The organism is Marinobacter sp. (assembly GCF_041984545.1).
In the GTDB taxonomy this organism is placed as follows: Bacteria; Pseudomonadota; Gammaproteobacteria; order Pseudomonadales; family Oleiphilaceae; genus Marinobacter.
Map to the genome: position 1 here is coordinate 66,235 of NZ_JBHIXV010000001.1, position 24,889 is coordinate 91,123.

Annotated in this window: 19 protein-coding genes, 1 pseudogene and 1 riboswitch; of the genes and pseudogenes, 8 read left to right on the top strand and 12 right to left on the bottom strand. The window is 60.7% G+C overall.

The window, feature by feature from the left end:
• Nucleotides 1-3: 3 nt before the first annotated feature.
• The 6 genes from gspJ to gspE form a co-directional block, all read right to left on the bottom strand.
• Nucleotides 4-780: a type II secretion system minor pseudopilin GspJ gene (gene gspJ / locus ACFC20_RS00340; RefSeq protein WP_375191273.1), complete on the bottom strand. Its 777-nt coding sequence runs from the start codon at nucleotides 778-780 to the stop codon at nucleotides 4-6.
• On the bottom strand, nucleotides 777-1,151 hold the full coding sequence (gene gspI, locus ACFC20_RS00345) for a type II secretion system minor pseudopilin GspI (RefSeq protein ID WP_375191274.1): 375 nt from the start codon (nucleotides 1,149-1,151) through the stop codon (nucleotides 777-779). The genes gspJ and gspI overlap by 4 nt, the downstream gene beginning before the upstream one ends.
• A complete protein-coding gene (gene gspH, locus ACFC20_RS00350; RefSeq protein WP_375191275.1) occupies nucleotides 1,148-1,678 on the bottom strand; it encodes a type II secretion system minor pseudopilin GspH in 531 nt (176 codons plus the stop codon). The genes gspI and gspH overlap by 4 nt, the downstream gene beginning before the upstream one ends.
• Before the next feature lie 6 nt (nucleotides 1,679-1,684).
• Nucleotides 1,685-2,152 carry a type II secretion system major pseudopilin GspG gene (gene gspG / locus ACFC20_RS00355; RefSeq protein WP_375191276.1) on the bottom strand — a complete coding sequence of 156 codons (468 nt, stop codon included), beginning with the start codon at nucleotides 2,150-2,152 and terminating at the stop codon, nucleotides 1,685-1,687.
• Between the two features lie 63 nt (nucleotides 2,153-2,215).
• Complete coding sequence (gspF, locus tag ACFC20_RS00360; RefSeq protein WP_375191277.1) at nucleotides 2,216-3,427, bottom strand: type II secretion system inner membrane protein GspF; 1,212 nt, start codon at nucleotides 3,425-3,427, stop codon at nucleotides 2,216-2,218.
• A 3-nt stretch (nucleotides 3,428-3,430) separates the two neighbouring features.
• Nucleotides 3,431-4,939, bottom strand: coding sequence for a type II secretion system ATPase GspE (gene gspE / locus ACFC20_RS00365; RefSeq protein ID WP_375191278.1), 1,509 nt, complete (start codon nucleotides 4,937-4,939; stop codon nucleotides 3,431-3,433).
• A gap of 166 nt (nucleotides 4,940-5,105) precedes the next feature.
• On the opposite strand from gspE, the gene ACFC20_RS00370 reads away from it, so the two are divergent.
• The 5 genes from ACFC20_RS00370 to ACFC20_RS00390 all read left to right on the top strand — a co-directional run bounded on the left by ACFC20_RS00370 (nucleotide 5,106) and on the right by ACFC20_RS00390 (nucleotide 11,370).
• On the top strand, nucleotides 5,106-5,756 hold the full coding sequence (locus ACFC20_RS00370; protein WP_375191279.1) for a type II secretion system protein N: 651 nt from the start codon (nucleotides 5,106-5,108) through the stop codon (nucleotides 5,754-5,756).
• Nucleotides 5,757-5,764: 8 nt separating this feature from the next.
• The gene (locus ACFC20_RS00375; protein WP_375191280.1) at nucleotides 5,765-6,427 is read left to right on the top strand and encodes a transglutaminase-like cysteine peptidase; all 663 of its coding nucleotides are present in this window, start codon (nucleotides 5,765-5,767) and stop codon (nucleotides 6,425-6,427) included.
• Between the two features lie 152 nt (nucleotides 6,428-6,579).
• Nucleotides 6,580-8,214, top strand: coding sequence for an FAD-binding oxidoreductase (locus ACFC20_RS00380; protein ID WP_375191281.1), 1,635 nt, complete (start codon nucleotides 6,580-6,582; stop codon nucleotides 8,212-8,214).
• The gene (locus ACFC20_RS00385; protein ID WP_375191282.1) at nucleotides 8,211-9,821 is read left to right on the top strand and encodes an FAD-dependent oxidoreductase; all 1,611 of its coding nucleotides are present in this window, start codon (nucleotides 8,211-8,213) and stop codon (nucleotides 9,819-9,821) included. The genes ACFC20_RS00380 and ACFC20_RS00385 overlap by 4 nt, the downstream gene beginning before the upstream one ends.
• A complete protein-coding gene (locus ACFC20_RS00390) occupies nucleotides 9,811-11,370 on the top strand; it encodes an FGGY-family carbohydrate kinase (protein ID WP_375191283.1) in 1,560 nt (519 codons plus the stop codon). The genes ACFC20_RS00385 and ACFC20_RS00390 overlap by 11 nt, the downstream gene beginning before the upstream one ends.
• Nucleotides 11,371-11,418: 48 nt before the next feature.
• On the opposite strand, the gene ACFC20_RS00395 is transcribed toward ACFC20_RS00390, so the two are convergent.
• Nucleotides 11,419-12,636 (bottom strand): D-amino acid dehydrogenase, encoded by a 1,218-nt coding sequence (locus ACFC20_RS00395; protein ID WP_375191284.1) that lies wholly within the window; start codon nucleotides 12,634-12,636, stop codon nucleotides 11,419-11,421.
• Nucleotides 12,637-12,805: 169 nt separating this feature from the next.
• Nucleotides 12,806-12,924, bottom strand: a riboswitch (glycine riboswitch).
• A 104-nt stretch (nucleotides 12,925-13,028) separates the two neighbouring features.
• Between ACFC20_RS00395 and ACFC20_RS00400 the strand changes: the two genes are divergently transcribed.
• The 3 genes from ACFC20_RS00400 to ACFC20_RS00410 all read left to right on the top strand — a co-directional run bounded on the left by ACFC20_RS00400 (nucleotide 13,029) and on the right by ACFC20_RS00410 (nucleotide 15,719).
• A complete protein-coding gene (locus ACFC20_RS00400; RefSeq protein ID WP_375191285.1) occupies nucleotides 13,029-14,510 on the top strand; it encodes a patatin-like phospholipase family protein in 1,482 nt (493 codons plus the stop codon).
• 106 nt (nucleotides 14,511-14,616) lie between these two features.
• Nucleotides 14,617-15,024: an antitoxin Xre-like helix-turn-helix domain-containing protein gene (locus ACFC20_RS00405; protein WP_375191286.1), complete on the top strand. Its 408-nt coding sequence runs from the start codon at nucleotides 14,617-14,619 to the stop codon at nucleotides 15,022-15,024.
• The gene (locus tag ACFC20_RS00410; RefSeq protein WP_375191287.1) at nucleotides 15,021-15,719 is read left to right on the top strand and encodes an RES family NAD+ phosphorylase; all 699 of its coding nucleotides are present in this window, start codon (nucleotides 15,021-15,023) and stop codon (nucleotides 15,717-15,719) included. The genes ACFC20_RS00405 and ACFC20_RS00410 overlap by 4 nt, the downstream gene beginning before the upstream one ends.
• Nucleotides 15,720-15,733: 14 nt before the next feature.
• On the opposite strand, the gene ACFC20_RS00415 is transcribed toward ACFC20_RS00410, so the two are convergent.
• The 5 genes and pseudogenes from ACFC20_RS00415 to fdhF form a co-directional block, all read right to left on the bottom strand.
• Nucleotides 15,734-19,582, bottom strand: a complete 3,849-nt coding sequence (locus tag ACFC20_RS00415; protein ID WP_375191288.1) for a DUF3427 domain-containing protein — start codon at nucleotides 19,580-19,582, stop codon at nucleotides 15,734-15,736.
• A gap of 300 nt (nucleotides 19,583-19,882) precedes the next feature.
• Nucleotides 19,883-20,455 (bottom strand): annotated as a pseudogene (locus tag ACFC20_RS00420) (transposase); the annotation flags it as partial.
• A gap of 216 nt (nucleotides 20,456-20,671) precedes the next feature.
• On the bottom strand, nucleotides 20,672-21,382 hold the full coding sequence (locus ACFC20_RS00425) for a hypothetical protein (protein WP_375191289.1): 711 nt from the start codon (nucleotides 21,380-21,382) through the stop codon (nucleotides 20,672-20,674).
• A complete protein-coding gene (locus tag ACFC20_RS00430) occupies nucleotides 21,379-21,939 on the bottom strand; it encodes a hypothetical protein (RefSeq protein ID WP_375191290.1) in 561 nt (186 codons plus the stop codon). Before ACFC20_RS00430 ends, ACFC20_RS00425 begins: the two co-directional genes overlap by 4 nt.
• 83 nt (nucleotides 21,940-22,022) lie before the next feature.
• Complete coding sequence (gene fdhF, locus ACFC20_RS00435; protein ID WP_375191291.1) at nucleotides 22,023-24,881, bottom strand: formate dehydrogenase subunit alpha; 2,859 nt, start codon at nucleotides 24,879-24,881, stop codon at nucleotides 22,023-22,025.
• Nucleotides 24,882-24,889: the final 8 nt, after the last annotated feature.

Sequence of the window (24,889 nt, forward strand, 5' to 3'; positions counted from 1 at the left end):
CGGTTACTGGCCTCCCTGCCCCGGAGTTTCGGTGGGCTCGCCGCCCTGCTCCCCGGTCTCCGTTTCTTCGGTCTCTTCCCCTTCGCTGGCGGCCTGGTTGGCCTGGTTAACAGCGCCCTGGGCCACGGTCGGATCAAAATCCGGCAATGCGAAGGTTCGAACCAGCGTGCCGAACCGCTCATGTTCCAGGGTGAGCTCAATGCCCAGGGGCAAAGGCGCGTCCGGACGGCTCCCGGGAGTCATGGACGCCATCACTTCATCGGTGGGCCACTGATCCTGCCAGTTGCGATCACTGTCCAGAAAACGGATATCGACTCGATTCACCGAGTCCAGAAGCAGCACGTCCCGGCCCTCAGGCTCCTGGGCCTGGTCGACCTGTGGCCAGTAATGGCGACGCAACTCGCTGCCCGTATACTCCCACCCCACCCGCTGCAGGCCGCTGCGACGAATGCCCAGAGGATTACGCCAGCCCTGGCGGGTGAGCAAAAGAACGTATTCTTCCTGGCGGCTTGAGAAGGCCGGTTGAAAGTCGCCGTAAAGGTCTCGAGCCGGACGATTCACCACCTGGATAATATCCCGCTCCAGCAACAGCATGGCCCTCTGAAGTCCTGAAAACTGCTCGGCCAGGGCGTCCACCCGGTCGCGGGAAGTAACCACGCCGGTAATCACCTGCCACACCCCAAGGCCAATCACTGCAGTGATGGTCACCGCAATCAACACTTCCAGAAGAGTAAAGCCCCGGGCGCTGCGAGGAACTGAGGCATTGATCTGGCGCATCATGGCACACCCACGAACGCCGAAAGCGTGTGCAGCGGCACCGGCTCCCGGGACTCTTCCCTGTACTTGGCAACGCTCACCTCAATCCTGCGCATCTTGGCATCGGCGGTGGCCAGTATCGCCGTGGTGACCTGCCAACGGTAGGGACCAAACTCCGTATCCCTGGAATTTTCCGAGATACCCGGCAGTGTTTCCTGCAGCCGCAACTCGTTAATCCGGTTATCGGCCAGCCACCCCGCCAGGGTTTTATCCCGCACCCGTTCGTAACTGGCAATGTACTGGCTGCCCACCTGGGCCGCTGCCGTAGCAATCAGGCCGAACACCAGCAGCGCCACCAGCACCTCGATCAGGGTGAACCCCGCTTGCCGATTCACGCGTCGCCCCCGTCGTCTCCGGGTTTGCGCCACTCCATGGGCGACACACCATCCGACGCCAGCACATGGGTGGTCTCTGCGCTCGAGCCCAGGGTGAACTCCAGTTCGAAAGGCGTGGTTTCGCCGCTGGAGAAAAACACAACGTCCGGGCGCAGCCGGTCTTCGGCCGAGGCCAGCCTGGGTGCGTCGTTTTCGATGAATTCAGTCACCGTCACCCAGTCTGGAAGCTCCCGGGCCCGGAACATGCGTTCGCCGGAGGCTTTCCAGTCGCCGGTCTGATCCTCGAACGCCACAAACTGATACTCGCCCTCTTCCAGCCTGAGCCCCAGCTCCTGGTTGTTCAGCACCGCCTGCTCGGAAGCGGTCTGCATCAGCAGGAACAGCTCGCGAACCTCATTTTCGAGTTCCCGCTGCTGGGAGCTTCCCGCCATGGTGAACACCGCCAGCGCCGCCAGCAGGCCGATAACCACCAGCACCACCAGGATTTCAATCAGGGTGAAGCCAGCGGCGCGGGATCGGGGCAGCACTCTCACCTAGCCCTTGGTGTTCCAGACGCTGATATCGGCGGCATCGCCCTCCCCGCCTTCCTGGCCATCAGAGCCGTAGGAGTACAGGTCATAGGGGCCCTCGGTGCCGGGGCTTACGTACTGGTATTCATTACCCCAGGGATCTTCAGGCACGCTCTTGAGGTAGCCGTCCGGATTCCAGTTTTTCGGCTCCGGGCTGCCACTGGGCCTGGATACCAGCGCCTCGAGGCCCTGCTGGGTAGAGGGGTAATGGCTGTTGTCCAGGCGATACAGATCAAGAGCGTTGGCAATGTTGCTCAGCTGGGTTTCCGCCACGGTTACCTTCGCCTGGTCGCTGCGGCCCATGATGTTCGGCGCCACGATCGCCACCAGCAGGCCCAGGATGACCATGACCACCATGATCTCGATGAGGGTGAAGCCGCCGCTGCGGCTGCCTGGTTTCGGGTTTTTCATCGTCATTGTTTCACTCGTCATTGGCATGGATTCCGTTCATTTTGAAGACCTCTGCTGAGCCACCTTCCACTGAGGCAGCAAGGATCAGCCCACGAGGTTACTCATATTCAGTATTGGCAGCATGATCGCCAGCACAATAATCAATACCACAACACCCATCACCAGCAGCATCATCGGCTCGAACAGGCCCACGATGGCTGCAATCTTGGACTGCAGGGTGTTTTCCTGCATCCGGGCGGTGCGCTCCAGCATGCTGTCCAGCTCGCCACTGGCCTCACCGCTGGCGATCATGTGCAGCATCATGGGCGGAAAATAGCCGGTCTGGTCCAGGGACCGGTGCAGCGATCCGCCCTCGCTCACCTTGCGCGCCGCATCCCGCAGTTCCTGCCGCAGATAGTCGTTGGACAGCACCTCGCCGGCAATCCGCATGGCCTCCACCAACGGCACGCCACTGGTGGTGAGGATACTCAGGGTACTGGCGTAGCGGGCTGTATTCACGCCCCTCACCATCCCGGAAAACAGGGGCAGGTGCAGTAACCGCTTGTGGAACCGCAACCGGAAGCCGGGTTTGGTCAGCAAATACCGGAACACCATCAGGCCCAGCACCAGCAGGATAAAGAGGTAGACACCGTAATCGGCCAGAAAATCCGAAACCGCCAGCATGGCAACGGTCAACGTCGGCAAATCCTGGCCCTGCTTGAGAAAAACTTCAATGATGTCCGGTACCACATAGGTCAGCAGGAACACCACGATGGCAATGGCCACCACGCTGAGAATAATGGGGTAAATGGCGGCCAACTGTATTTTCTGGCGGGCTTCCTGTCGGCTCTCGGTGTAATCCGCCAGCCGATTGAGAACCAGGTCCAGATGGCCGGCGTGCTCACCAGCGGCCACGGTAGAGCGGTACAGGCGCGGGAACGCCCGGGGAAATTCACCCAGGCTGTCGGCGAGGGTATAGCCTTCCATGACCTTGGCCCGAATGGCGATCAGCATGCTGCGTATGCGTGGACTGGTGGATTGCTGTGAGGCGGCGGAGAGCGCCTGCTCAATGGGAATGCCGGACTGGATCAGGGTGGCAAGCTGGCGGGTAACCAGGGCCAGGTCGGCGGCGTTGAGAGAGCCACGCCCACTCAGGGGGCTGCTACGACGCTGCTTTTCCGCGGCGGGCTCCACCGCCAGTGGGGTCAGGCCCCGTTCCCGTAACTGCTGGCGAACGGCGCGGGGAGCGTCCGCTTCCACCACCCCGTGTTTCTGCTTGCCCCGGGCATCCAGCGCCTTGTATTCGTATGCCGGCATGGTTTACTGGCCCCGATGCGTCACGCGGAGCACTTCCTCCACGGTGGTAACGCCGTCCAGTATCTTCTGCACGCCATCTGCGTGGATACTCGGCCCCCGGGTTCGGGCCACGTGCTCAAGATCCAGCTCGCCCGCCCGCTTGTGGATCAGTGAACTGATCTCCTCCGACACCTCAACCACCTCGTAGATACCGATACGTCCCCGGTAGCCCAGCTGATTGCAATGAGAACAGCCCTTGGCGCGGTAGATGGTGGGCGGGCTGGCAGGATCCAGCTGCAGGAACTCGCAGTGCTCCTCAGACGGCGTGTAGGGCTCGCGGCAGTCCTTGCACAGCACCCGAACCAGGCGCTGGGCCACAATGCCCACGAGGCTCGAGCTGATCAGGAACGGCTCAATGCCCATGTCCATCAACCGGGTTATGGCGCCGACGGCAGTATTGGTGTGCAGCGTGGAGAGCACGAGGTGGCCGGTCAGACTGGCCTGCACGGCGATTTCGGCGGTTTCCAGATCCCGGATCTCACCGATCATCACCACATCCGGGTCCTGACGGAGGATCGCCCGCAGACCCCGGGCGAAGGTCATGTCCACCTTGGTGTTGACCTGGGTCTGGCCAATGCCCGGCAGGTTGTATTCAATCGGATCTTCCACCGTGAGGATGTTCCGGCTGCGGTCATTGATCTCCTGCAGCGATGCGTACAGGGTGGTGGATTTACCGGAACCGGTGGGGCCCGTTACCAGCAGGATGCCGTAGGGTCGATGGATCAGCCGTCGCAGTACCTTCAGATCGGGCGCCGCCATACCCAGGGATTCCAGCCGAATGGCGCCAGCCTGTTTGTCGAGCAGACGCAGAACCACCCGCTCGCCGCTGGACGACGGCATGGTCGACACCCGGATATCCACTTCCCGGCCGGCCACCCGCAGCGCAATGCGGCCATCCTGGGGTACCCGCTTCTCGGCAATATCGAGCTTGGCCATAACCTTGATCCGGGACACCAGCAGCGGTGCCAGCGCCCGCTTGGGTTCAACCACCTCCCTGAGCACGCCATCCACCCGGAACCGCACCACCAGGCGCTTTTCGTAGGTTTCGATGTGCACGTCCGAGGCGCTGGTTTTCACAGCCTCGGTCAGGATCGCGTTGATCAGCCGGATAATCGGCGCATCGTCTTCCTGCTCCAGCAGATCCCCGGTTTCCGGAACCGAATCCGCCAGGGAGGCCAGATCCATGTCATCACCGATGCCCTCCACCATCTGCATGGCTTCGGCGGAATCGTTCTGGTAAGCGGAATTCAGGGCTTCATCGAAACGGTCCGGATCGATGGTGGCAAAGCGGGCACGGCCACCACTGATTCGATTGGCTTCCGCCAGCGCCGAATGGGACGCGCCCGGGCGCACCAGAATCACCGGATCGCCATCGTCTGAACGGGTCAGGATCACGCCGTTGCGCTTGGCAAAGGTAAATGGAAGACGGCCCAGAGGAGCATCCTGCGCCTGAAGTTCGGTGTCTGTGTTCAAGGTCGTCCTCGTGGGTGAAACCCTTTTCGATTCAATCAATTCAGGAAGGCTACCACAGGATATGGACCCGCTGAATAACTCTATACACTATACTGCCACTAAACGCCGGCAGTCTGATAACCTGTGGGCTTTTTCACGGCTCACCAACTTGCATTCAGGAAGATCAATGCTCCTAGACAATCAACGGCTTCCCCTGATTCTGGCATTGGTGGCGGGGGCCGCCATGGTGGCGCTGACCGGCTGGCAGGGCTACCAGTTCTGGCAAACGGTGAGCCAGCAGAGCCAGTTTGGCGCGGTGGAACCGCTGGTTGACGGTGCCTCTGGGATACAGGAACCGCCCAAGGTAGAACTCGCCACCCTTAGCCTCTTCGGTTCCGCCAGCAGCGGGGGCACGCCCCAGGAAATCGACACGGAAAACCTCCCGGAAACCAACCTGCGCCTGGCTTTGCGGGGCGTTCTGGCGGCCCAGGGCGACTTCCCGGGCAGCGCTCTCATCGAAGACGACAAGGGCAACACCGAGGCCTACCTGGTGGGCGACGAGCTGCCGGGCAACGCAACCCTGCGCTCCGTGCACCCCAATCGGGTCATCATTGCCCGCTCCGGCAAACTCGAGAACCTCTATTTCCCGGAAACCGAAGACCGCAGCGGCATGTCCTTTGCTGCCGAAGCGGATGAAGAGCCCGCCACTGCGGCCCAGCCGACAGAGGCCCAGAACACGGTCCGAAGCCCGGCCAACAGCGCCAGCGACGAGCAGCGCCGGGAGGAAATCCGCCGGCGCCTCGAACAGCTCCGGGAACGCCTCCGGACCAATAACTGAGGCCACCCATGGAGACGGCCGCCTGCCAGATCCGCCGCCGCTCCAGCCTCTTGCCTGCCCTTGTGCTTGCGGTTTCCGTTGTTGGCGCCTTCGAGCTCAGCTCACGCCTGATGGAGTACGTTCAGGAAGAATTCGGAACGGAAGCCCACCAGCGACTGCAGAACTGGCAGCGACTGCACGATCTGGCCGCCAACGCGCCCACCGACCGCCAGCTCCGGCTGGTGAACTCCTTCTTCAACCGGGTGAATTTTGTCAGCGATATCCGCCATTGGGGCGAGGAGGACTACTGGGCAACGCCGGTGGAACTGCTGACCACCAACGGCGGCGACTGCGAGGATTTTTCCATCGCCAAGTACCTGACCCTCAAATCCATGGGCGTGCCCGACGAAGAAATGCGCATCGTCTATGTCAAAGCCCTGGAGCTGAACCAGGCCCACATGGTTCTCGCGTGGTACCCCGAACCTGACGCCGACCCGCTGATCCTGGACAACTTGATAAACGACATAAAACCTGCCTCTCAACGCACTGATCTTGAACCTGTTTACAGTTTTAACGGCGAAGGCCTCTGGCTCAACAAATCCGGTGGCGATCGCACCCGTATCGGTGAGGCGGCCAAGCTGTCACGCTGGCAGGATCTGAACAGCCGACTGACGGAATCGCTCCGGCCCTGACGGAAATAGAAAGCGGAGATAGAAAAGCGACAATCCTCGCGTTTGTGGCAGCACTGTCGGTAAATGACATTGCCCCTGTCGTGAACCGACAACCGATTCATCACCGAACCGATTAGACTGCCGGGCATTGCTTTTCATTCAGGGAGATTCACATGCGACGCTGGAACGGCTGGGGCGATGACAGCTTTAATCTGGAGATGCCCGACCAGGGCATGGAATTTTTGGCAGACCGGGTGGGTGCCGGCCACCCACTGCAAGACGCCACGCTGGAAAACGTCTGCGCCCGGGTACCGGCAAGCCGCCTGACGGTTCCGGCGGAACTCGCTTCCCTCATCGACACCACCGCCGAAATCCGGGTACGCCATGCCCGGGGCCAGAGCCTGGCCGACTGGCTGGCCATGCGCAGCGGCGACTTCGGCGTGTTTCCCGATGGCGTTGCGCAGCCTCAAAGCAGCGACGACGTGCAGAGCCTGCTGACCTGGGCGGCCGCCGAGAAGATCCACGTGATCCCCTATGGTGGCGGCACCAGCGTGGCCGGGCACATCAACCCGGAGGACCGGGGCCGCCCCATACTCACCATCGCCCTCGGCCGGATGAACCGGCTGCTGGACCTGGATACAGAGAGCCAGATCGCCACCTTCGGCGCCGGCACTCCGGGCCCGCTGGTGGAATCCCAGTTGCGGGCCCACGGCTTCACCCTCGGGCACTTTCCGCAATCCTTTGAGCTCTCCACCGTGGGCGGCTGGGTAGCCTCACGCTCCAGCGGCCAGCAGTCACTGCGTTACGGCCGAATCGAGCAGCTGTTCGCAGGCGGGCGCATCGAAACACTCCAGGGCACCCTGGAGATCCCGACGTTCCCGGCCTCCAGCGCGGGGCCCGATGTACGGGAGATGATCCTGGGATCGGAAGGCCGGATCGGCGTGATCACGGAAGTGAAAGTGCGGGTAACCCCGCTGCCGGAGAAGGAGCGCTTCCACGTGGTGTTTTTCCCGGACTGGGACAGCGCCCGCACCGCCAGCCGGCTGCTGGTACAAAACCGCATTCCGCTCTCGATGCTGCGCCTGAGCAACGCCGTGGAAACCGAAACCCAGCTGGCCCTCGCCGGCCACCCTACCCTGATCGGCCTGCTGGAGCGGTTTCTTTCGGCCCGCGGTGCCAGCGAGGGGAAATGCATGATGACCTTTGGTGTAACCGGCAGTTCGCGCCAGTGTCGCCATGCCCTGCAGGAGGCCCGTGCCCTGTGCAAGGCGCACAACGGCGTGTACACAGGCACCCGCCTGGGCGACAAATGGGCCGCCAAACGCTTTACCATGCCGTACCTGCGCGAAGCCCTGTGGCAAATGGGCTACGCCGTGGATACCCTCGAAACCGCCACCGACTGGGACAACGTGGACAACCTGCTGGGCCGCATTGAAGCCAACCTTCGCGACGGCCTCGCCGAGCGGCAGGAGCGCACCCACGTGTTCACTCACCTGTCCCATTTCTACAGCCAGGGCTGCAGTATCTACACCACCTACGTGTTCCGGGTAGCGGACAGTTACGAGGAAACCCTGGACCGCTGGCGCACTCTGAAAGAAAGCACCTCCCGGGTGATTGCCCACAATGGCGGCACCATCAGTCACCAGCACGGCGTTGGCAAGGACCATGCCCCCTACCTGCCGGTGGAAAAAGGCGAGCTGGGCATGCTGGCCATTCGTTCCCTGTGCAACGCGTTTGACCCGGGCGCGCTGTTGAACCCTGGTACCCTCTTCGACACAGAAACCGACACCCGGGAGCCGACAAAGTGACCGGCAGCAGTACACGCGACGCGACCCTGGCCTCAATCAGGGACAACAAGCAAAGCTTCGACCTGGTGGTGATCGGCGGCGGCATTACCGGCGCCGGCGTGGCCCGGGAAGCGGCGGGCAGCGGCCTTCGTACCCTGTTGGTGGAACAGAAGGATTTCTCCTGGGGCACCTCCAGCCGCTCCTCCAAGATGGTCCATGGTGGCCTGCGCTACCTGGGCAGCGGACACCTTGGACTGACACGGGACGCGGTGCGCGAGCGGGAACGCCTGATGGCGGAAGCGCCCGGGCTGATCGAACCACTGCGTTTCATCATGCCCCACTTCCAGGGCCAGTTCCCCGGGCCGCGACTGTTCCAGGTGCTGCTCCGGGTGTACGACGCCATTGCCCGCAATCAAAGCCGGCACTTACTCAAACCCGCCGAAACCCTGTTCTGGGTGCCAGGCCTCACCGATCATCAGCTGGCCGGCGCCAGTGGGTTTACCGATGCCGTGACCGACGATTCGCGGCTGGTGCTGCGCCTGATTGCCGAAGCCCGACGGGACGGCGCCCTGTGCCTGAATTACACCCGCGCTTTGTCCATCACACGGGATCAGGGCCAGGTAACCGGGGTAAGCCTGCTCCCGGCGGGAACCGATGGCCCCATCCAGGTTTCCGCGCCCCTGGTGATCAACGCCACCGGCGCGTGGGCCGACCAGCTCCAGTCCAAGGACCCGGCGGACAAAGCCATGACCATCCGCCCCTTGCGCGGCAGCCACCTGGTGCTGCCCTGGCGGTGCCTGCCGGTGTCCTGCTCGGTGTCGCTGTTCCACCCCCGTGACAACCGACCGGTGTTCGCCTTCCCCTGGCAGGGCACCACGGTGCTGGGCACAACCGATCTGGACCACGAAGGCGACCTGAACCAGGAGGCGGTCATTTCAAAGACAGAAGTGGATTACCTGCTGGAAATCGCGGGACGTCTGTTCCCCGGCAGCTCCGTGAAAGAGACGGATATCCTGTCGACCTGGGCCGGCGTTCGGCCGGTGGTCACCGACGGTACCGGCAAGGACCCCTCGAAGGAAAATCGGGAACACGCGATTAAAAGCGACCGGGGCCTGGTGAGCATCGCCGGCGGCAAACTTACCACCTTCCGCGTAATCGCCCGGGAGGCCCTGAAACTGGGCCTTGATAACGATACCGGGGACCGCATACGCCCCGACGCCGAACCGGTGTTCCCTGCGCCGCCGGCCCTGGCGCGCCCGGAAGCGCTCGGCCACCAGACCTGGCAACGACTCCGTGGCTTTTATGGAGAAGACCTCGCCTCCTTGCTCGAAGCCGGCCAGCTTACGCCAGTCACCCCGAGCGGGCCCAGCGATCTGCTCTGGGCGGAACTCTGCTGGGCCTGCCAGGCCGAGGACATACAGCACCTGGACGACCTGATGCTCCGCCGCAGCCGCCTGGGTCTCATCCTGGCCGACGGTGGCAAAGCTCTCCTGCCGGCCATCCGACAACACTGCCAGCCCCTGATGGGCTGGACCGACGAAACCTGGCAAGAGGAAGAAGCCCGGTACCTGGCCATCTACCGCAGCGCCTACTCCCTGCCCGGCCGGGAGGCACCCCATGGCGACTGAACCGCTGATCCTCGCCATCGACAACGGCACCCAGAGCGTGCGCGCCCTGCTCTTCGACCGCCAGGGCAACCTCGTGGGCAAGGGCAAGCAGGACATCGAGCCCTATTTTTCCCGGCAGCCCGGCTGGGCGGAGCAGCATCCCGACTATTTCTGGGAGCAGCTCGGGCAGGCCTGCCATCTACTCTGGGATTCCACGGACGCCCGCCCCGAGCAGGTCGCCGGTGTTACCGTGACCACCCAGCGCGGTACCGTGATCAACCTGGAAGAAAACGGCCAGCCCCTGCGCCCGGCAATCATCTGGCTGGACCAGCGCCACGCCCGGGTGGATGGCCCGGTGAAAGGCCCCTGGGGCTGGCTGTTCAAGCTGGCAAGGCTGGAAGACACCATTCACCGCTTCCGTGAGAACACCCAGGCCAACTGGATCGCCCAGAACGAGCCGGACATCTGGGCCCGGACCCGGCACTTCCTGCTGCTCTCCGGCTACCTCAACTACCGGCTGACCGGCGAGTTCCGGGATTCCACTGGCAGCCAGGTGGGTTACATCCCCTTCGATTACAAGAAACACCGCTGGGCCGGGCGCAGGGACTTCAAATGGCTGACCATGCCCGTGAAGCGGGACATGCTGCCGGAGCTGGTGCCACCCGGGGGCACATTGGGGCACCTGACACCGGAGGCGGCCGGGCATCTGGGCCTACCGTCGGGCGTGCCGGTGATCGCCGCCGCTTCCGACAAGGCCTGCGAGATCCTCGGTTCCGGTGGTCTGTCGCCGGAAATCGGCTGTATGAGCTACGGAACGACGGCCACGATCAACACCACCAGCGCGCGCTACGTGGAGCCCATCCGGCTGATGCCGCCCTACCCGTCGGCCGTGCCCGGCCGCTACGCCACCGAAGTCATGATCTACCGGGGCTTCTGGATGGTGAGCTGGTTCAAGCGCGAATTCGGGCTGCGGGAACAGAAAATTGCAGAAGAACGGGGCATCGAGCCAGAGGCGCTGTTCGATGAACTGGTGCGGGCGGTGCCGCCGGGCTCCATGGGCCTGATGCTGCAACCCTACTGGTCACCGGGCGTACGCCAGCCGGGGCCGGAGGCGAAAGGCTCGATCATTGGCTTTGGCGACGTGCACACCCGCTCGCACATCTACCGGGCAATTCTGGAGGGGCTGGCCTACGCCCTGCGCGAGGGCAAGGAAAGAATCGAGAAGCGCAGCGGCGTGAAGATCAGCAAACTGCGGGTGGCCGGCGGCGGTTCCCAGAGCGATGCCGCCATGCAGCTGACGGCCGATGTTTTCGGGCTACCGGCCGAGCGCCCTCACACCTACGAGACTTCCGGCCTGGGCGCGGCCATCGACGCGGCTGTGGGCCTGGGCCTGCATCCGGATTTCGACACGGCAGTGGCCGCCATGACCCGCGTCGGCGACGTGTTCGAGCCAAACCGGGAGACCAGCGCGCTCTATCAGCGGCTCTATTCCGAGGTGTACCTGAAGATGTACCCGCAGCTGCAGCCGCTGTACCAGACCATTAGGGAGATCACCGGGTATCCGCGCTGAGGCGCAGATACCCGGCAGAACTTCGAGGAGAGAACAACCCTGGGCAGGTCAGTCCTTGCCAACCACCGTCTCGGCCAGCATCTGGGCCGTGATGGCAGAGAGCGTCCAGCCCAGGTGACCATGACCGGTGTTGTAGAACACCGTCGGCAGCTTGCCGCGCCCTACCCGGGGCATCATGTTGGGCAGCATCGGGCGCAGGCCGGCCCAGGGCACCACGCGACGGGTACACACGCCCGGGAAGCACTGCTCCACCCAGCGGATCAGCGGCTGGATGCGATCGTCCCGGATATCCCGGTTGTAGCCGCTGAACTCGGCGGTACCGGCCACCCGGAAACGGCCATCGCCCAGGCGACTGGTCACGATCTTGGTGGCGTCGTCCAGCAGGCTCACAGTCGGCGCCGCCTTCTGGGAGGCCTCGTCGTCCAGCTGCACGGTGATGGAATAGCCCTTCACCGGATAAATGTTCACCCGGTCACCCAGCTTGCTGGCCAGGGAACGGCTGCCAACGCCGGCACAGATCACCACGCCATCAAAGGTATCGCGGGTCTGCTCCGTGCCGTCGTGGGAGGTCACCCAGGCGTTGCGGGCATCGGCGCTCAGCTCGGTCACGGTGTGGCCGTAGCAGGCTTTCACGCCCAGGCGCACGATGGCATCGGCCAGGCCGTTGGTGAACTTGTGGATGTCGCCGGTGGCATCACTCTCGGTATAGAAACCACCGTAGTAGGTGCCGACAAGCGTGGGCTCGATGGACTTCATTTCCTCGGGCGTAACGGGGCGACGCTCAAGGCCGCCGGCCGCCAGTAGCTTGGACACATGCGAGGCATGGTCAAAACCGGCCTTGTCCCGGTAGATGTGCAGAATGCCCTGCTTCTTCAGATCAAAATCAATGCCTTCCTCTTCCGCCCAGGCAAACAGGTGGTCGCGGGCCGCAATGGCCAGGCGGGCGGTTTCGGTGGTGTTCTTCTCGTACTGGGGAATGGCAGCGATGAACTCGGCGAACCAGCTCAGCTTGTGCCAGGAAGGCTTGGGGTTCACCAGCAGCGGCGCATCGCGGCGGGACATCCACTTGATGCCCTTCATCACCGTTTGCCAGTTGTTCCACACCTCGGCGTTGGAGGCCGACAGCTGGCCGCCGTTGGCGAAGGAGGTTTCCATGGCCGCGTAGCGGTGTTTTTCATAGACGGTCACATCCAGGCCACGCTTGGCCAGGGTGTACGCCGTGGTAATACCGGTAATGCCACCGCCAATAACAGCGATTCGCTTCATAACAGACTCCGTGGGGCGCCAAGGGTTTCCTCACTGCCCTCATGGCAGCAAGCACCCCTTCCGTCACGGGACCTGAGAGATTCACGGCGGGCTCAATTCGTTGAGCAACAGCCGCTTGCTCCTTCGGTGTGCCGACGGACGCAGACTGTCGGCAGCTCTTCGGAAAGTAGTCATGTCAGCGGTCCTTTTGCCTGAGAGTTTCCGGGGCAGTTGCTCCTTCGGCGCCGGTGCCGTCGCTCATGGCTGTAAACCCATGAACAGTGGACCGATCTCTCCCGCAGACATGTGTGATCTGCACAAAATGCAATCAACAGGCGCAAATTTAGCAAATAACAGCCATTCATGAAACTGTCTCAATGCAAAGCCCGGCGTGGATCGGCTATGGTGAGACTATGAATCAAACCACGGAACTTACCTCAAAACACAACGCCCGCACCCGCAAGCAACTCCAGAAAGAGCTGGAGCAGGCCCAGGACTACGAGCAGTGGCTGGCCGCGGCCACCGCCCTGGACGATCTTGACGGCAAGCTGGCCTGGCGCGAGCAGGAAGAGACCGGCATGTTGCATGAAAGCCTGATGCGCCAGCACATGGCCACCATGCAGCAATGCCGGGCAAACACCGACACCCGACGGCTGATCCGGGTATTACAGGAAAGCCTTTACCGGCACCTTGGCGAGCTTTCCAACCCGGAGCTCTACAGCGTGGCCCGCAGCGGCACCAACCGCCTGGTGCAGGAATTCCTCAGCGAGGTGGAAACCTCCATGGAGTTCATTTGCAGCCACCCCATTCCGGAGGTGAGCACCGCCCGGAAGCTCGAGATGTTCCGCGACGCCGAACGGGTTTACGGCCGCCCGGCCCTGATGCTGAGTGGCGGCGCGGCTTTCGGCATCTACCACCTTGGCGTTGCCCGGGCACTCTGGCGCCAGAACCTGCTGCCGGATGTAATCGCCGGGTCCAGCATGGGCGCCGTGGTTGCGGCCGCCATCTGCACCCGGAACAACCCCGAAGTCACCGAGTTCTTCGAGCACCCAGAGCGCATCCACCTGCAGGCATTCCGCTGGCTGGGCGTGCGGGACGGCCTGCGCGAAGGCCATGCCATGGACCCGCGCCAGCTGCAGGAACACCTGCTCGCCAACCTGGGCAGCGTCAGCTTCAAGGAAGCTCACGACCACAGCGGCCGCACCCTGAATATCTCGGTCTCGCCGACCCGCACCCAGCAGAAGCCGAGACTGCTCAACTGGCTCTCCTCACCGGAGGTACTGGTGGATTCCGCGGTGATGGCTTCCTGCGCGGTGCCGGGCATTTTCCCGCCGGTAACCCTTCAGGCCCGGGATGCCAGCGGTGGCCCCAACAGCAGCGTGCCTTACATGCCCACCGAACGGTGGATTGACGGCAGCGTGCACGGCGACCTGCCGCTGATGCGCATGGCCCGCCTGCACAACGTCAACAAAACCATCGTAAGCCAGGCCAACCCCCACGTGGTGCCCTTCATCACCCACCACGATGAAAGCGGGCTCAAAGCCTGGGCCAAACAGGCCGCCGTTTCCCTGGCCCACGGCCAGCTGGCCACGGCCCTGAAACTCACCCGCCAGAGCCCGACACCCGGGCTCATCCGCCCGCTGATCGAACAGGCCCACGCCATGGCCAGCCAGCAGTACCTGGGCGACATCAACATCCACTTCCCGCTACGGCCTTCGCTTTACCGCAAAGTGCTGGCCAACCCGAGCGCCGAGGACCTGGACATGTTCATCCAGCTCGGCGAACAGGCCACCTGGCCAAGACTGGCGATGATCAAGGACCAGACCCGCATCAGCCGGGCATTTGATCGATGCATTCGCGGCCTGGAACAGGTGTTGGAGAAAGAATCCGCCTGACCCGACGCCACGACCGCGCTGCCCGGCCGTCAACCGAATCCTGATGTGCATATTTATACACAAACTCCTATAATGGCCATATCTACACATATCGGGAGGCCAAATCATGGCAGAGCCACTGAGAAAACTGCCTGAAACCGTCGACAACGACGCCCTGCGCGGCCACGTTGCGCTGAAAGGTTTTTTCAACATCTGCCGGGAATGGGGATGCACCCAGGAAGAGATGATGCAGTTGCTGGGCGGCATCTCCCGGAGCACGCTTTCCAAGTACCAGAAGCTGCCTTACGTGCGGCTTTCCCGGGACACCCTGGAGCGCATCAGCTACATCCTCGGTATCTACAAGTCCCTGCGAGTGATGTACCCTACCGCCGAGCGCGCCAACCGCCGGATCCGGCTGGCCACCACCGAGGTGCCTTTCTCCGGCGCCTCCGCCATGGAATTCATGACCCGCGGCTCCATGAAGCACCTGATGCTGGCCCGGCGCTATTTCGATGCCAAGCGGGGCTGGGCGTGAGACCCACCCCGCCGCTGGTGCTGCCCGAGTGGAAAGCCCACCGCATCATCCCCAGCCACTACCCGCCCATCGACCTGTTCGAGCGCATCTACGACACCGCCGAAGAACTGGACATCGCCTTTGAAATCGAGGCCATGACCAACGACCGCCTGCTCGACCAGGCCGGCAACCTACAACTCGTGCCCACCGAAGACCGCCTCATCGGCCCCGGCGCCAGCCCGGTGATGGCCGCCTTCACCCACCTGGGCTTTGGCAGCCGCTTCACCAACGGCGATTTTGGCGTGTACTACGCCGCCGATTCACTGGAAACCGCCATCGCAGAAACCGTGTACCACAAAGAACTGGAAATGGCCGCCGCCAACGAAGAATCCATCGAACTCACCATGCGCTGCTACGTGGGCGACATCGCCAGACCCATGCACGACATCCGCGCCAGCAACTTCGCCGACCTGCACGATCCAGACGACTACGCTGCCAGCCAGGCCTTCGGCGCCAAATACCGCGCCAAAGGATCGGACGGCCTGCTCTACCACTCGGTACGCAGACCTGGCCACGAATGCATTGCCGCGTTTAGGCCGGTGGCCTTACATGCGCCGGTTCAGGGTGAGCATTTGAGGTATTTCTGGGATGGGCAGAAGCGCAGGATTACGCATTGGGCGCGGATTTCGGATGCGCATGAGGTTGGGTCTGGTTGAGGCGTGAGTCACCCTCAACCCGTCGCATCAAGTCGGAAAATCACACTCATTGGACCGCTTCCCTCATGGCTCTGATATTCGACAGGCCCAAAATAAGTGAAAGGCGCAGCTTTTCCATTACGCAGCTTATTTTCCCGGACAAATAAGTGTACCGAGAGTCCAAGCTTCTTGTGTTCAATAAGCTCCCGACCGCGCTTGCTTTGAGGCGTAGTTGAGTTCTGACTCTGCCAATGGAAGGTGTTTTCATCTATCCAATGGTCAACATAACGGTGTTCGGCGCCTTTGCCCTGCTTGTTCAGTGTCACCAGCAGAACATGGGCGTTGGCCTCTTTCAGAAACACGTGACCACTTTGCCAATTACCCGGATTAAACGTTGTGCCGAATAGAGACGGAATCTCCTCTCTCAGAATTTCCTGGCCGACAGCCATTTCCAACGGATCAATGATTTCGCAAAAGCGGGCGAACGTTCGAAACTGTTCGATCAGTTCGGGAGTGACAACAATATCTTTGTAGTCTGGATTAGCCGCTTCCAGCCGATACTCGCCGACAGGTGATTTGCGAACCGTCCGGAGGAGGTATTGTGTGTCGCCTGAATCATCCATCCGTTCTATTGCCAGGGTTTTTCCAGTGATAGAGCCTGCCTGGTTGGGATTAATCTGCTCAAGCAAAAGATAATCACCGTCGTGGATCGGCTGCTTTCCCCCATTCATGGAGTTGCCCGAAGCTCTGGCAATGAAATGGCGATTTGGTTCTATCCGCCCATGCGCTAACCCAATGGACCTGTACTCCGGTTCTTCCGCGTTGCTGGTTCTGAAATGGCCACACGCAATTTTCAGTGATGGAAAATAGGGCAACTCTATTCCGGAGGGCGTAATCGGAACGACGTTTTCAGAGTGCGACTGATCTTGTTTTTGGGACTGGCGAGCCTCGTAGGACGCCAATCGATAGTCAATCAGTTCCTGGACCATCTCTTCGAACGTAGGGGTTTGATTGCCCTCAAGATTAATGACGGGCTTGAAGCGATCATTGTCAATCTCAAAAACAGCGGGAGATTTATTGGTCCAATGATCGACAGGGTTCTTTTTCCAATACTGCTGCCATTGCGGCGAAGACCCCTCAACGTTTTTCACTGAATCAGCTATTTCTTGAAAGAGCCTGGGGCGGCGTTTCAGCGTCTCCCAGGATACCTGGGCCAGTGTCGAAAGCTCTGGGGGAGTACGCCAGCCGCCCAGCTGTTGGAACGCCTCGAGCAGAATCATCTTGAAGGATTTGCTCATGCCCGTCGTTTCGACTTCCAGTAAAAGGGCCTCGTAACTGGAGAGAAGCTCCGCCTCAATTTCAGTGAGGTCGTCCATGTCCCGAACCAACCCAAACCAGCTTCCGTGCAGCTTTCGGGTCTTAGTGATACTGGCACCGAAATGGTAGTACTCAGTCAGCGTCGGGCGGCGACCTAATGTGTCTTTCAATGCCTGGTAGTCCTTCTCAGTGCCTTGATCATCAAGACCTTTGAGAAAATCGATCACCTTCAGGTCGTAATTGATGAAACAACCGTCGGGCAGGTCCAACTGCTGCTTTTCCGCTTTCCTGGCAAACTCTGCCAGTTGCCGGTGGTTCATCGCCTGACCGATTAGCGCCTGGGGCTTATGCAGGAAACTTCGGTGATTGCCCACAAAATCAAGAATCACGAGCTTGTCTTTACCGGTCGACACGCTTTGCCGTAGTCCACGGCCAATTTGCTGAAGAAACAAAATTTTGGACTCTGTGGGACGCAGCAGTAGAACGGTATCGATGGCGGGCAGATCGACACCCTCATTAAAAAGGTCGACTGAGAAAATGACATCAAGCTGCCCGCTTTCCAGCTTCTCCAACGCCTCACCACGGGACATCTCAGATTCGCCATGCACGGCTGCCGCACTTATTCCGCTCTTCGTGAACTGGCTGGCCATAAAATCCGCATGTGTTCGTGAAACGCAGAAGGCCAGGGTCCGGCTTTGCTTTTCTTTACTCCATACCTTTAGGACATGCTTGGCACGCCCATAGGTCGCCAGCTTGTTGGCCAGCAGATTGGGGTCGAACTTTCCGTTACGCCATGGGATTTCAGTGTAATCGACGGTTTCGTCGTAGATACCAAAGTAATGGAATGGCACCAGGAACTGGCCCTTTACGCCCTCAAACAACGGGTACTCGAAAACCAGGTTGTCGTCACACAGTGACAGGATGTCCGAACGATCCGTCCGGTCTGGGGTTGCCGTTAATCCAAGCAGGAACTGTGGTGCAAAGTAACTCAGAAGGCGATGATAGATAGGCGCTGCTGCATGGTGGAATTCATCGACCACGATATAGTCAAAATGCCTTGGGTCAAATCGGTCCAGATGGGTTTCTTTGCCAAGCGTTTGCACCGAAGCACACAGGATATCGACCGTTCGATCCCGCTGCTTGCCCATGTAGAACCCAACGCGGCTATTCGGCTTGATTCGCAGGTACGTCTCGGCCGCCTGGTAAAGAATCTCCTCGCGATGGGCGACAAAAAGGATCCTCCTTGCACCCATCTGAACGGCGTCAAAGGCTGATAACCAGGTTTTTCCAAGGCCCGTCGCTAACACGACCAAGCCCCGTCGGTAACCCTCTACGCGAGTCAGATCCAGTGCTTCCAATGCTTCTTGTTGCACTTGATTTGGCGTTGGAGTTTCCAGCTTCTCGTCACTGCCGGGTTCCAAAGACTGTACGGGTGGCTTTCTCCGTTTTTCGTACTCGTCGATCCAATTGTCGGTGAGCGGCACCACATTCGGATGTTGAAAAAGTTCATCGAACCTACTGGCCGCCTCGAGGTACCCGGAATCCGGAGGGAAATCCACCTGGTAATTCCATTCCAACCCATCCTGAAGCGCCTGTCGGCTGATATTACTGGACCCGATAAATGCCCGACCCCACATCTGGTGATTCTCGACATGGCCAGCGAAAAGGTAGGCTTTTAGATGGAAGCTGTTCCCCCGACTTTCATAAACACGTACCTGAGCTCCGTGGTCGTTCAGCAGGACAAGCTTTCGCAGAGCCTCGGAATCAGTAATGTCCAGGTAATCGCTTGTGAGAATGCGAATACGGGCGGGATCAGGCTCTCTCTGCAGCGCACTCACCAAATCCGGGAACAAGAGATTCAAGCCCGTTGTTTTCACGAACGCTACGGCCATATCTATTTGGTCAGCGGCTTTAATGGCCTGACACAATTTCGGCAAGAAATGATGGTCCTTACCGCCCGTCGTTAACTTAGCTGGTGGAGCCGGTGCCTTACTTAGAAGAATATTCAACCACTGCTCGTCTCTGTCGGGCCGCTGGTCATTGGTACGCCACATCCTCCAGGATTCGAGTCCTGACAGATCAGAAATCCACTGCTCGGCAATCGTTTCATCGGCATCCGTAAAATGACGACCATCGTGTTTGCGTTCTCCGCTCCCAATTTTAAAGCTCATGTAAAAAACGCCATCGGGTCTTAGCGCATTCCATAGTCTGCCAATCGCCTCAGATACCTCATCAAAGGGCAGATGCAGGAGACTTGCGCAGGCCCATATGCCGTCGTATGTGGCGGATTCTTGGACATCCGAGAAAAACCGGTGATGAACCGATAAACCGGTCTTCTGCCGGGCAAGTGCGGCGATGGCGTCTGAGCCATCAAAGGCAGAAACACGGTAACCATTCCGTTTGAAGAACAGCGCATCCCGACCGGAGCCGCAACCGGCATCCAGAATATGCCCACCTTCGGGAAGAAGGGGCAGGAACTCCCGATAGAGTTCCTCCATGCTGACCTGAAACGTTGACTCCACAAACGCATCGGCATTGCTGTCGTAATAGGCCAGCGTATCCTTCATTAAATCGTTCCCTTGCGACCAATTAGCCTGAATTCTTTTTTCACCAGGCTACCAGGAGCACAAGAAGCCGCCAACAGACTTTTGGGAGCACACTCCCACTAGGAGTCTGCGCGGCAGAAGTGTTTTGAGCAAGCGCCTCTGTCGACGGTCGTGCCACCTTATAATTCGGGACCGCGAACGTATCCGCAAAATCCAACCGGATAACGTTCTGGCTTTATGATCTGGCAACCAGGACGGCTATGAACGAGTTCGCGACCGTATACCGATAGGCGAATACGCCCAGTAGCCCCTTCAAATTACCTACGTCAGCCTCATTAGCGAGCTCATCCGTCGGAGGTTGAGTGACAAGCAGACCAGATCCCACTCACCCTGCACAGCGTAGAGTCCCCGCAGACTGAACTGGCGGAAGCCCAGAACCTGTTTGATCCAGCCATTGACCGCCTCAACCAGGTGCTTACGCCGGGCGTAAACCGACCGACCTGTCGCGGTGGCCAGTTTCCCGGCCATCCGGGCCGTCGCGGGGTAACGGTTGGCATCGATCTCGGTGATCTTTTTGCCTTCCCGACGCAGCGAGACATAGTCGTCGATGCCCCGGGCCTCCAGGGCCTGAAGATCCTCTTCCTTACGATAACCGGCATCGGCCAGGCACTGGTGAGGATCGCCACCCAGGGTGTCTTTGCCCTCGTCCAACAAGGGCAAAAGGCAGCCGTTGTCACTGGGATTGTTGCCTTGGCGGTTGGCCACAATCAGTTGGAATTCACCGTCCACGGCCAGTTGGCCGTTGTAGCATTGCTGGAAGCCATCCGCCGTTTTCATGATCCGGCTCTGGGGATCGGTAAAGTTACTCTGATCCTTGTCCTGCGGCATCCCGTAAGGGAGAAGCAATTCCTGGTCGGGCGAATACGGGCGGAAGGTGGTTCCCATCTGACTTCCTGTTGCTGAAGAATGTTAATCTATTGTGCCAGAAAGTGGCTTCTGCCGCGCAGACTCCTAGAGGTCGTTCTGGAAGAGATGGTTTGCTTCGGACGCTAAACGGAGCTCAACCTGAACGCCGCATACTTGAAGTTCGAAGAACACTATCGCTTCCCATCAACGCCCAAACTGGGTCAGAGTTTCAATCCGTTCAAACAAAATTTGCTCTCGCTCTGCATTTCCACCCGCCTGGCTGTTAACGGCGTACTCAAAGTTGGGGTCTTGCAACAATTGGCTGAATTCTTCTGCCAGATAGGCTCGTAATTCTTCGGGCGCAACCCTGACCTCATTGATCAATGAATCACGGCCATCAATCAACGTGAGCAAGTCTTCGATGTCGTGGCTGGAGAGCGTATCGCCTTTACCTCGGCCCTTGTAGGCCTCCAGCTTCGTCGCAAGAAAATACGGCGGGTTTACCAATCTGATGGAAAGATCATCAGACAATTTGTAAGGCATGGCAGTCTTCAACGCATCGCCATACCAGCGGTTGCTGAACCCGAGGACCTGCGGATCGTCCGGCATAAAATCCACTCGTAAATCGCCCAGCTTCATAGCACATACGGGGGCGCTTTCCTCCGGGTCTGGAGGCATGTCTTTAAAGCCTTTTGCTCTCAATGCCTGTTGCAACGCATAAAATCCCGGATAGCCCATTACATGGACGATCAGATCCACATCCTCGGTGTGACGAACTTGCTCAAGTACGAACTCATCGGTTAATAGAAAACTGGTGGTGCAACCACCTACAAAGGCCACCTGCTCTCGCAGGTCGGGACCAAGCGCCTCAGCAACTTTGCTTACCATCCACTTTTGTAACGCCGGTATACTCATTCACTCACTTCCATGTGTTTTTTCAACAGGTCTTTTGCCAGATTTGCCTCACGCGCGCTGCCTATGCGTATTGCGTCTACGAGGGCTAGCAAGGCGTAAAGCTCCGGGTCGCGCTGAACCGCATGACCCACGGTTTTAAATAGAGGGACAACCTCCAAGCCTTTGTTTTTTCCTCGCGCATCTGGCCAAACTGGAAAAAGTTCGCCTGCGCTGAACAGGCGATTTTCCAGCACCGGCGCAGCGAATGCGGTGCTTATACCCCGCACCAACTGGCCTGGCTTGGCAGGGAATACATATTTGGCACCGTAAACTATGAATTCAAACAGGCTCTTTGTATTGACACGCGGGACACCGGAACTACGATCCTTTTTAGCCAGCCCAACCTCAAAACAGCGGCGCAGCGAGTTGCTGACCTGGGATTTACCGATGCCGGTTTCCAGCTCGAGATTGCGCACTGTGTAGGCTGATGTGTCACCACCAGCTCCGGTCGCTTCTTGCTGCCGCAGCGACACCAGCTTGAGCAACAGGCCGAGATCTTGACTTTTGATTCCATCCATAGGCTGGATGTCCCTAGTTTTTGGACACGGGACAAGCGTTGCTTAGATCTTCATTAATTGCAAGCTCTCACCAACACATTCTTTTACGCCGAGCTCAGTCTACACGCCGCATACTTAAACTCCGGAATCTTCCCAAACGGATCCAGCGCCGGATTGGTCAGCACATTGGCCGCGGCCTCAACGAACGCAAACGGCACAAACACCATCCCCTCCGGCATAGTCTGATCTGCCCTCGCTATGAGCGTGATGTGCCCCCGACGTGTTTCGATCCGGATGTCCTCTCCTGAAGCAACACCCAGGCGCTCCAGTTCAGACGGCGCTAAGTAGGCCGCAGCTTCAGGTTCGCGCTCGTCGAGCACCCGGCTTCGGCGGGTCATGGAGCCAGTATGCCAGTGTTCCAACAGGCGGCCAGTGGTGAGTACCGTGGGATAGGCCTGGTCCACCGGCTCGTCTGGTGGCAGGGGGCTGGCTGGTGAGAAGTGGGCTCGGCCGCCGGCTCTTGGGAAGGCATCGGCGAAGACCACGTCGTGCCCTGGCGCGTCGTCGGCGGAACAGGGATAGGTGACCGAGCCTTCGCGCTCCAGGCGGGCCCAGGTGATGTGATTCAGGGAGTGCATGCCCTGCTTCATTTCCGCGAAAACCTGCTCTGGGCTTGTGTAATTCCATTCCAGGCCGAAGCGCCGGGCGATTTCCTGGATAATCCACCAGTCCGGCTTTGCCTCGCACGGGGGCGCCAGGGCGGCGCGGCCCATCTGCACCTGGCGGTTGGTGTTGGTCACGGTGCCGGCTTTCTCAGCCCAGGCCGCGGCCGGCAGGATCACGTCGGCAAACTGGGCGGTTTCGGTCACGAAGAGGTCCTGCACCACCAGGAGTTCCAGGGCCGCGAGCGCTGCCCGGGCGTGGGTGAGGTCCGGGTCGGACATGGCGGGGTTTTCGCCGAGGATGTACATGCCTTTGATGGTGCCGGCGCGGATGGCGTCCATGATTTCCACCACGGTCAGCCCTGGTTCCGGGTCGAGTTCGGTGTTCCAGAGTTCTTCGAAGGCGGCCCGCAGCTGGCGATCGCCAACGGGCTGGTAGTCCGGCAGCACCATGGGGATCAGGCCGGCATCGGAGGCGCCCTGTACGTTGTTCTGGCCACGCAGGGGATGCAGGCCGGTACCGGGCCGGCCGGTGTGGCCGCAGGCCAGGGCCAGGGAGATCAGGCAGCGGGCGTTGTCGGTGCCGTGCACGTGCTGGGAGATACCCATGCCCCAGAAGATCATGGCGCGGTCTGCCTGAGCATAGGCGCGGGCCACTTCGCGGATGGTGTCTGGCGCCACGCCGCAGACGGGGCTCATCACTTCCGGGGTCATGCCCTCCACGCTGGCTTTGAGCTTCTCGAAGCCCTCGGTGTGGGCGTCGATGTAGGCCTGGTTGTAGAGGCCTTCGCGGATGATCACGTTCAGCATGGCGTTGAAGAGCGCCACGTCGCCGCCGGGCGAGAAGCGAACGCTGCGCCAGGCGTAGGCGTCCAATGATTGGCCCCGGGGGTCGATGATAATCAGCTTGGTGCCGTTCCTCGCCGCCTGCTTGAAGTAGGTGGCGGCCACCGGGTGGTTTACCGCCGGGTTACAGCCGGTAAGGATAACCACATCCGCCTGCAGCGCCTGCATGAAGGAGGCGGTCACGGCGCCCGAGCCCAGGCACTCCATCAGGGCGGCCACGGAACTGGCGTGGCACAGCCGGGTGCAGTGGTCCACGTGGTTGGAACCAAAGCCCGTGCGAACCAGCTTCTGGAACAGCCAGGCTTCCTCGTTGGAGCATTTGGCGCTACCGAAGCCGGCGAGCGCGCTTGGGCCGTGTTGGTCTTTGAGCTGGGTCAGGCCGTTGGCAGCCAGCTCCAGGGCCTCTTCCCAGCTGGCTTCCCGGAAATGGGTGAGCGGGTTGGCGGGGTCGAAGGCCGGGTCCAGGGCCTTGGGCACGCCCTCCCGCCGGATCAGGGGCAGTGTCAGCCGCGCCGGGTGCGACGGATAATCGAAGCCGAAGCGGCCTTTCACGCAGAGCCGGCCCTGGTTGGAGGGTCCATCGCGGCCTTCCACGAAGAGAATGCGGCTGTTTTGGGCACCCCCTTTGCCAGACTCGTCTTTCACGTGGTATGTGAGTTGGCAGCCGACGCCACAATACGGGCATACGGAATCCACGGTGCGGTCCGCCACGGCGGAATCGCCCCGGCCCTGTTGGTCGATCAGGGTGGCCGGCATCAGCGCTCCGGTCGGGCAGGCCTGAACGCACTCGCCGCAGGCCACGCAGGTGCTCTCGCCCATGGGGTCATCGAAGTCAAACACCACTTTCGCCGCGGCTCCCCGGTGGGCCAGGCCGATTACGTCGTTACCCTGCACTTCCCGGCAGGCACGCTCGCACAGCCCGCAGGTGATGCAGGCATCCAGATTGACGTTCATGGCCGAATGGGTGGCGTCCTGGCCATGTGCGTGGGGCAGCGAGTCGGGGCGCGGCTGCACGTGATGAACCGTGGGCTCGATGCGTTGGGAACTAGGGGGAATGCGGTTACGAACCTCGGCGGCATCGATGGCAAGCTGATCGGCCGTGTCCCACAGGTGGCTTGAACGGTCCGGGCTGTCTTCCCGGGCCGGCTGGTCCGCCAGCAGCAGTTCCAGCACCCCCTTGCGGGCGGCCTGAACCCGGTCGGACGCGGCGCTTCGCACCACCATTCCCGGCGTCGCCTCGCGAATGCAGCTGGCCGCCAGCACTCGCTCGCCCTCCACTTCCACCATGCAGGCGCGGCAGTTGCCATCGGCGCGGTAGCCGGGCGCATCCTTGAAACACAGGTGCGGGATGGTCTCGCCGGCCCGTTTGGCCACCTGCCAGAGAGTTTCGCCCGGGAAGGCGCGAACCTCGGCGCCGTCGAGGGTCAGGGTGAAGCCGTTGTCCTTGTTACTCATGCCGCCTC

Coding starts and splice junctions, on each gene's coding strand:
- gspJ (WP_375191273.1), bottom strand. CDS start 780: ATGATGCGCCAGATCAATGCCTCAGTTCCTCGCAGCGCCCGGGGCTTT.
- gspG (WP_375191276.1), bottom strand. CDS start 2,152: ATGACGAGTGAAACAATGACGATGAAAAACCCGAAACCAGGCAGCCGC.
- gspF (WP_375191277.1), bottom strand. CDS start 3,427: ATGCCGGCATACGAATACAAGGCGCTGGATGCCCGGGGCAAGCAGAAA.
- ACFC20_RS00370 (WP_375191279.1), top strand. CDS start 5,106: ATGCTCCTAGACAATCAACGGCTTCCCCTGATTCTGGCATTGGTGGCG.
- ACFC20_RS00375 (WP_375191280.1), top strand. CDS start 5,765: ATGGAGACGGCCGCCTGCCAGATCCGCCGCCGCTCCAGCCTCTTGCCT.
- ACFC20_RS00380 (WP_375191281.1), top strand. CDS start 6,580: ATGCGACGCTGGAACGGCTGGGGCGATGACAGCTTTAATCTGGAGATG.
- ACFC20_RS00390 (WP_375191283.1), top strand. CDS start 9,811: ATGGCGACTGAACCGCTGATCCTCGCCATCGACAACGGCACCCAGAGC.
- ACFC20_RS00395 (WP_375191284.1), bottom strand. CDS start 12,636: ATGAAGCGAATCGCTGTTATTGGCGGTGGCATTACCGGTATTACCACG.
- ACFC20_RS00400 (WP_375191285.1), top strand. CDS start 13,029: ATGAATCAAACCACGGAACTTACCTCAAAACACAACGCCCGCACCCGC.
- ACFC20_RS00405 (WP_375191286.1), top strand. CDS start 14,617: ATGGCAGAGCCACTGAGAAAACTGCCTGAAACCGTCGACAACGACGCC.
- ACFC20_RS00415 (WP_375191288.1), bottom strand. CDS start 19,582: ATGAAGGATACGCTGGCCTATTACGACAGCAATGCCGATGCGTTTGTG.
- ACFC20_RS00425 (WP_375191289.1), bottom strand. CDS start 21,382: ATGAGTATACCGGCGTTACAAAAGTGGATGGTAAGCAAAGTTGCTGAG.
- ACFC20_RS00430 (WP_375191290.1), bottom strand. CDS start 21,939: ATGGATGGAATCAAAAGTCAAGATCTCGGCCTGTTGCTCAAGCTGGTG.
- fdhF (WP_375191291.1), bottom strand. CDS start 24,881: ATGAGTAACAAGGACAACGGCTTCACCCTGACCCTCGACGGCGCCGAG.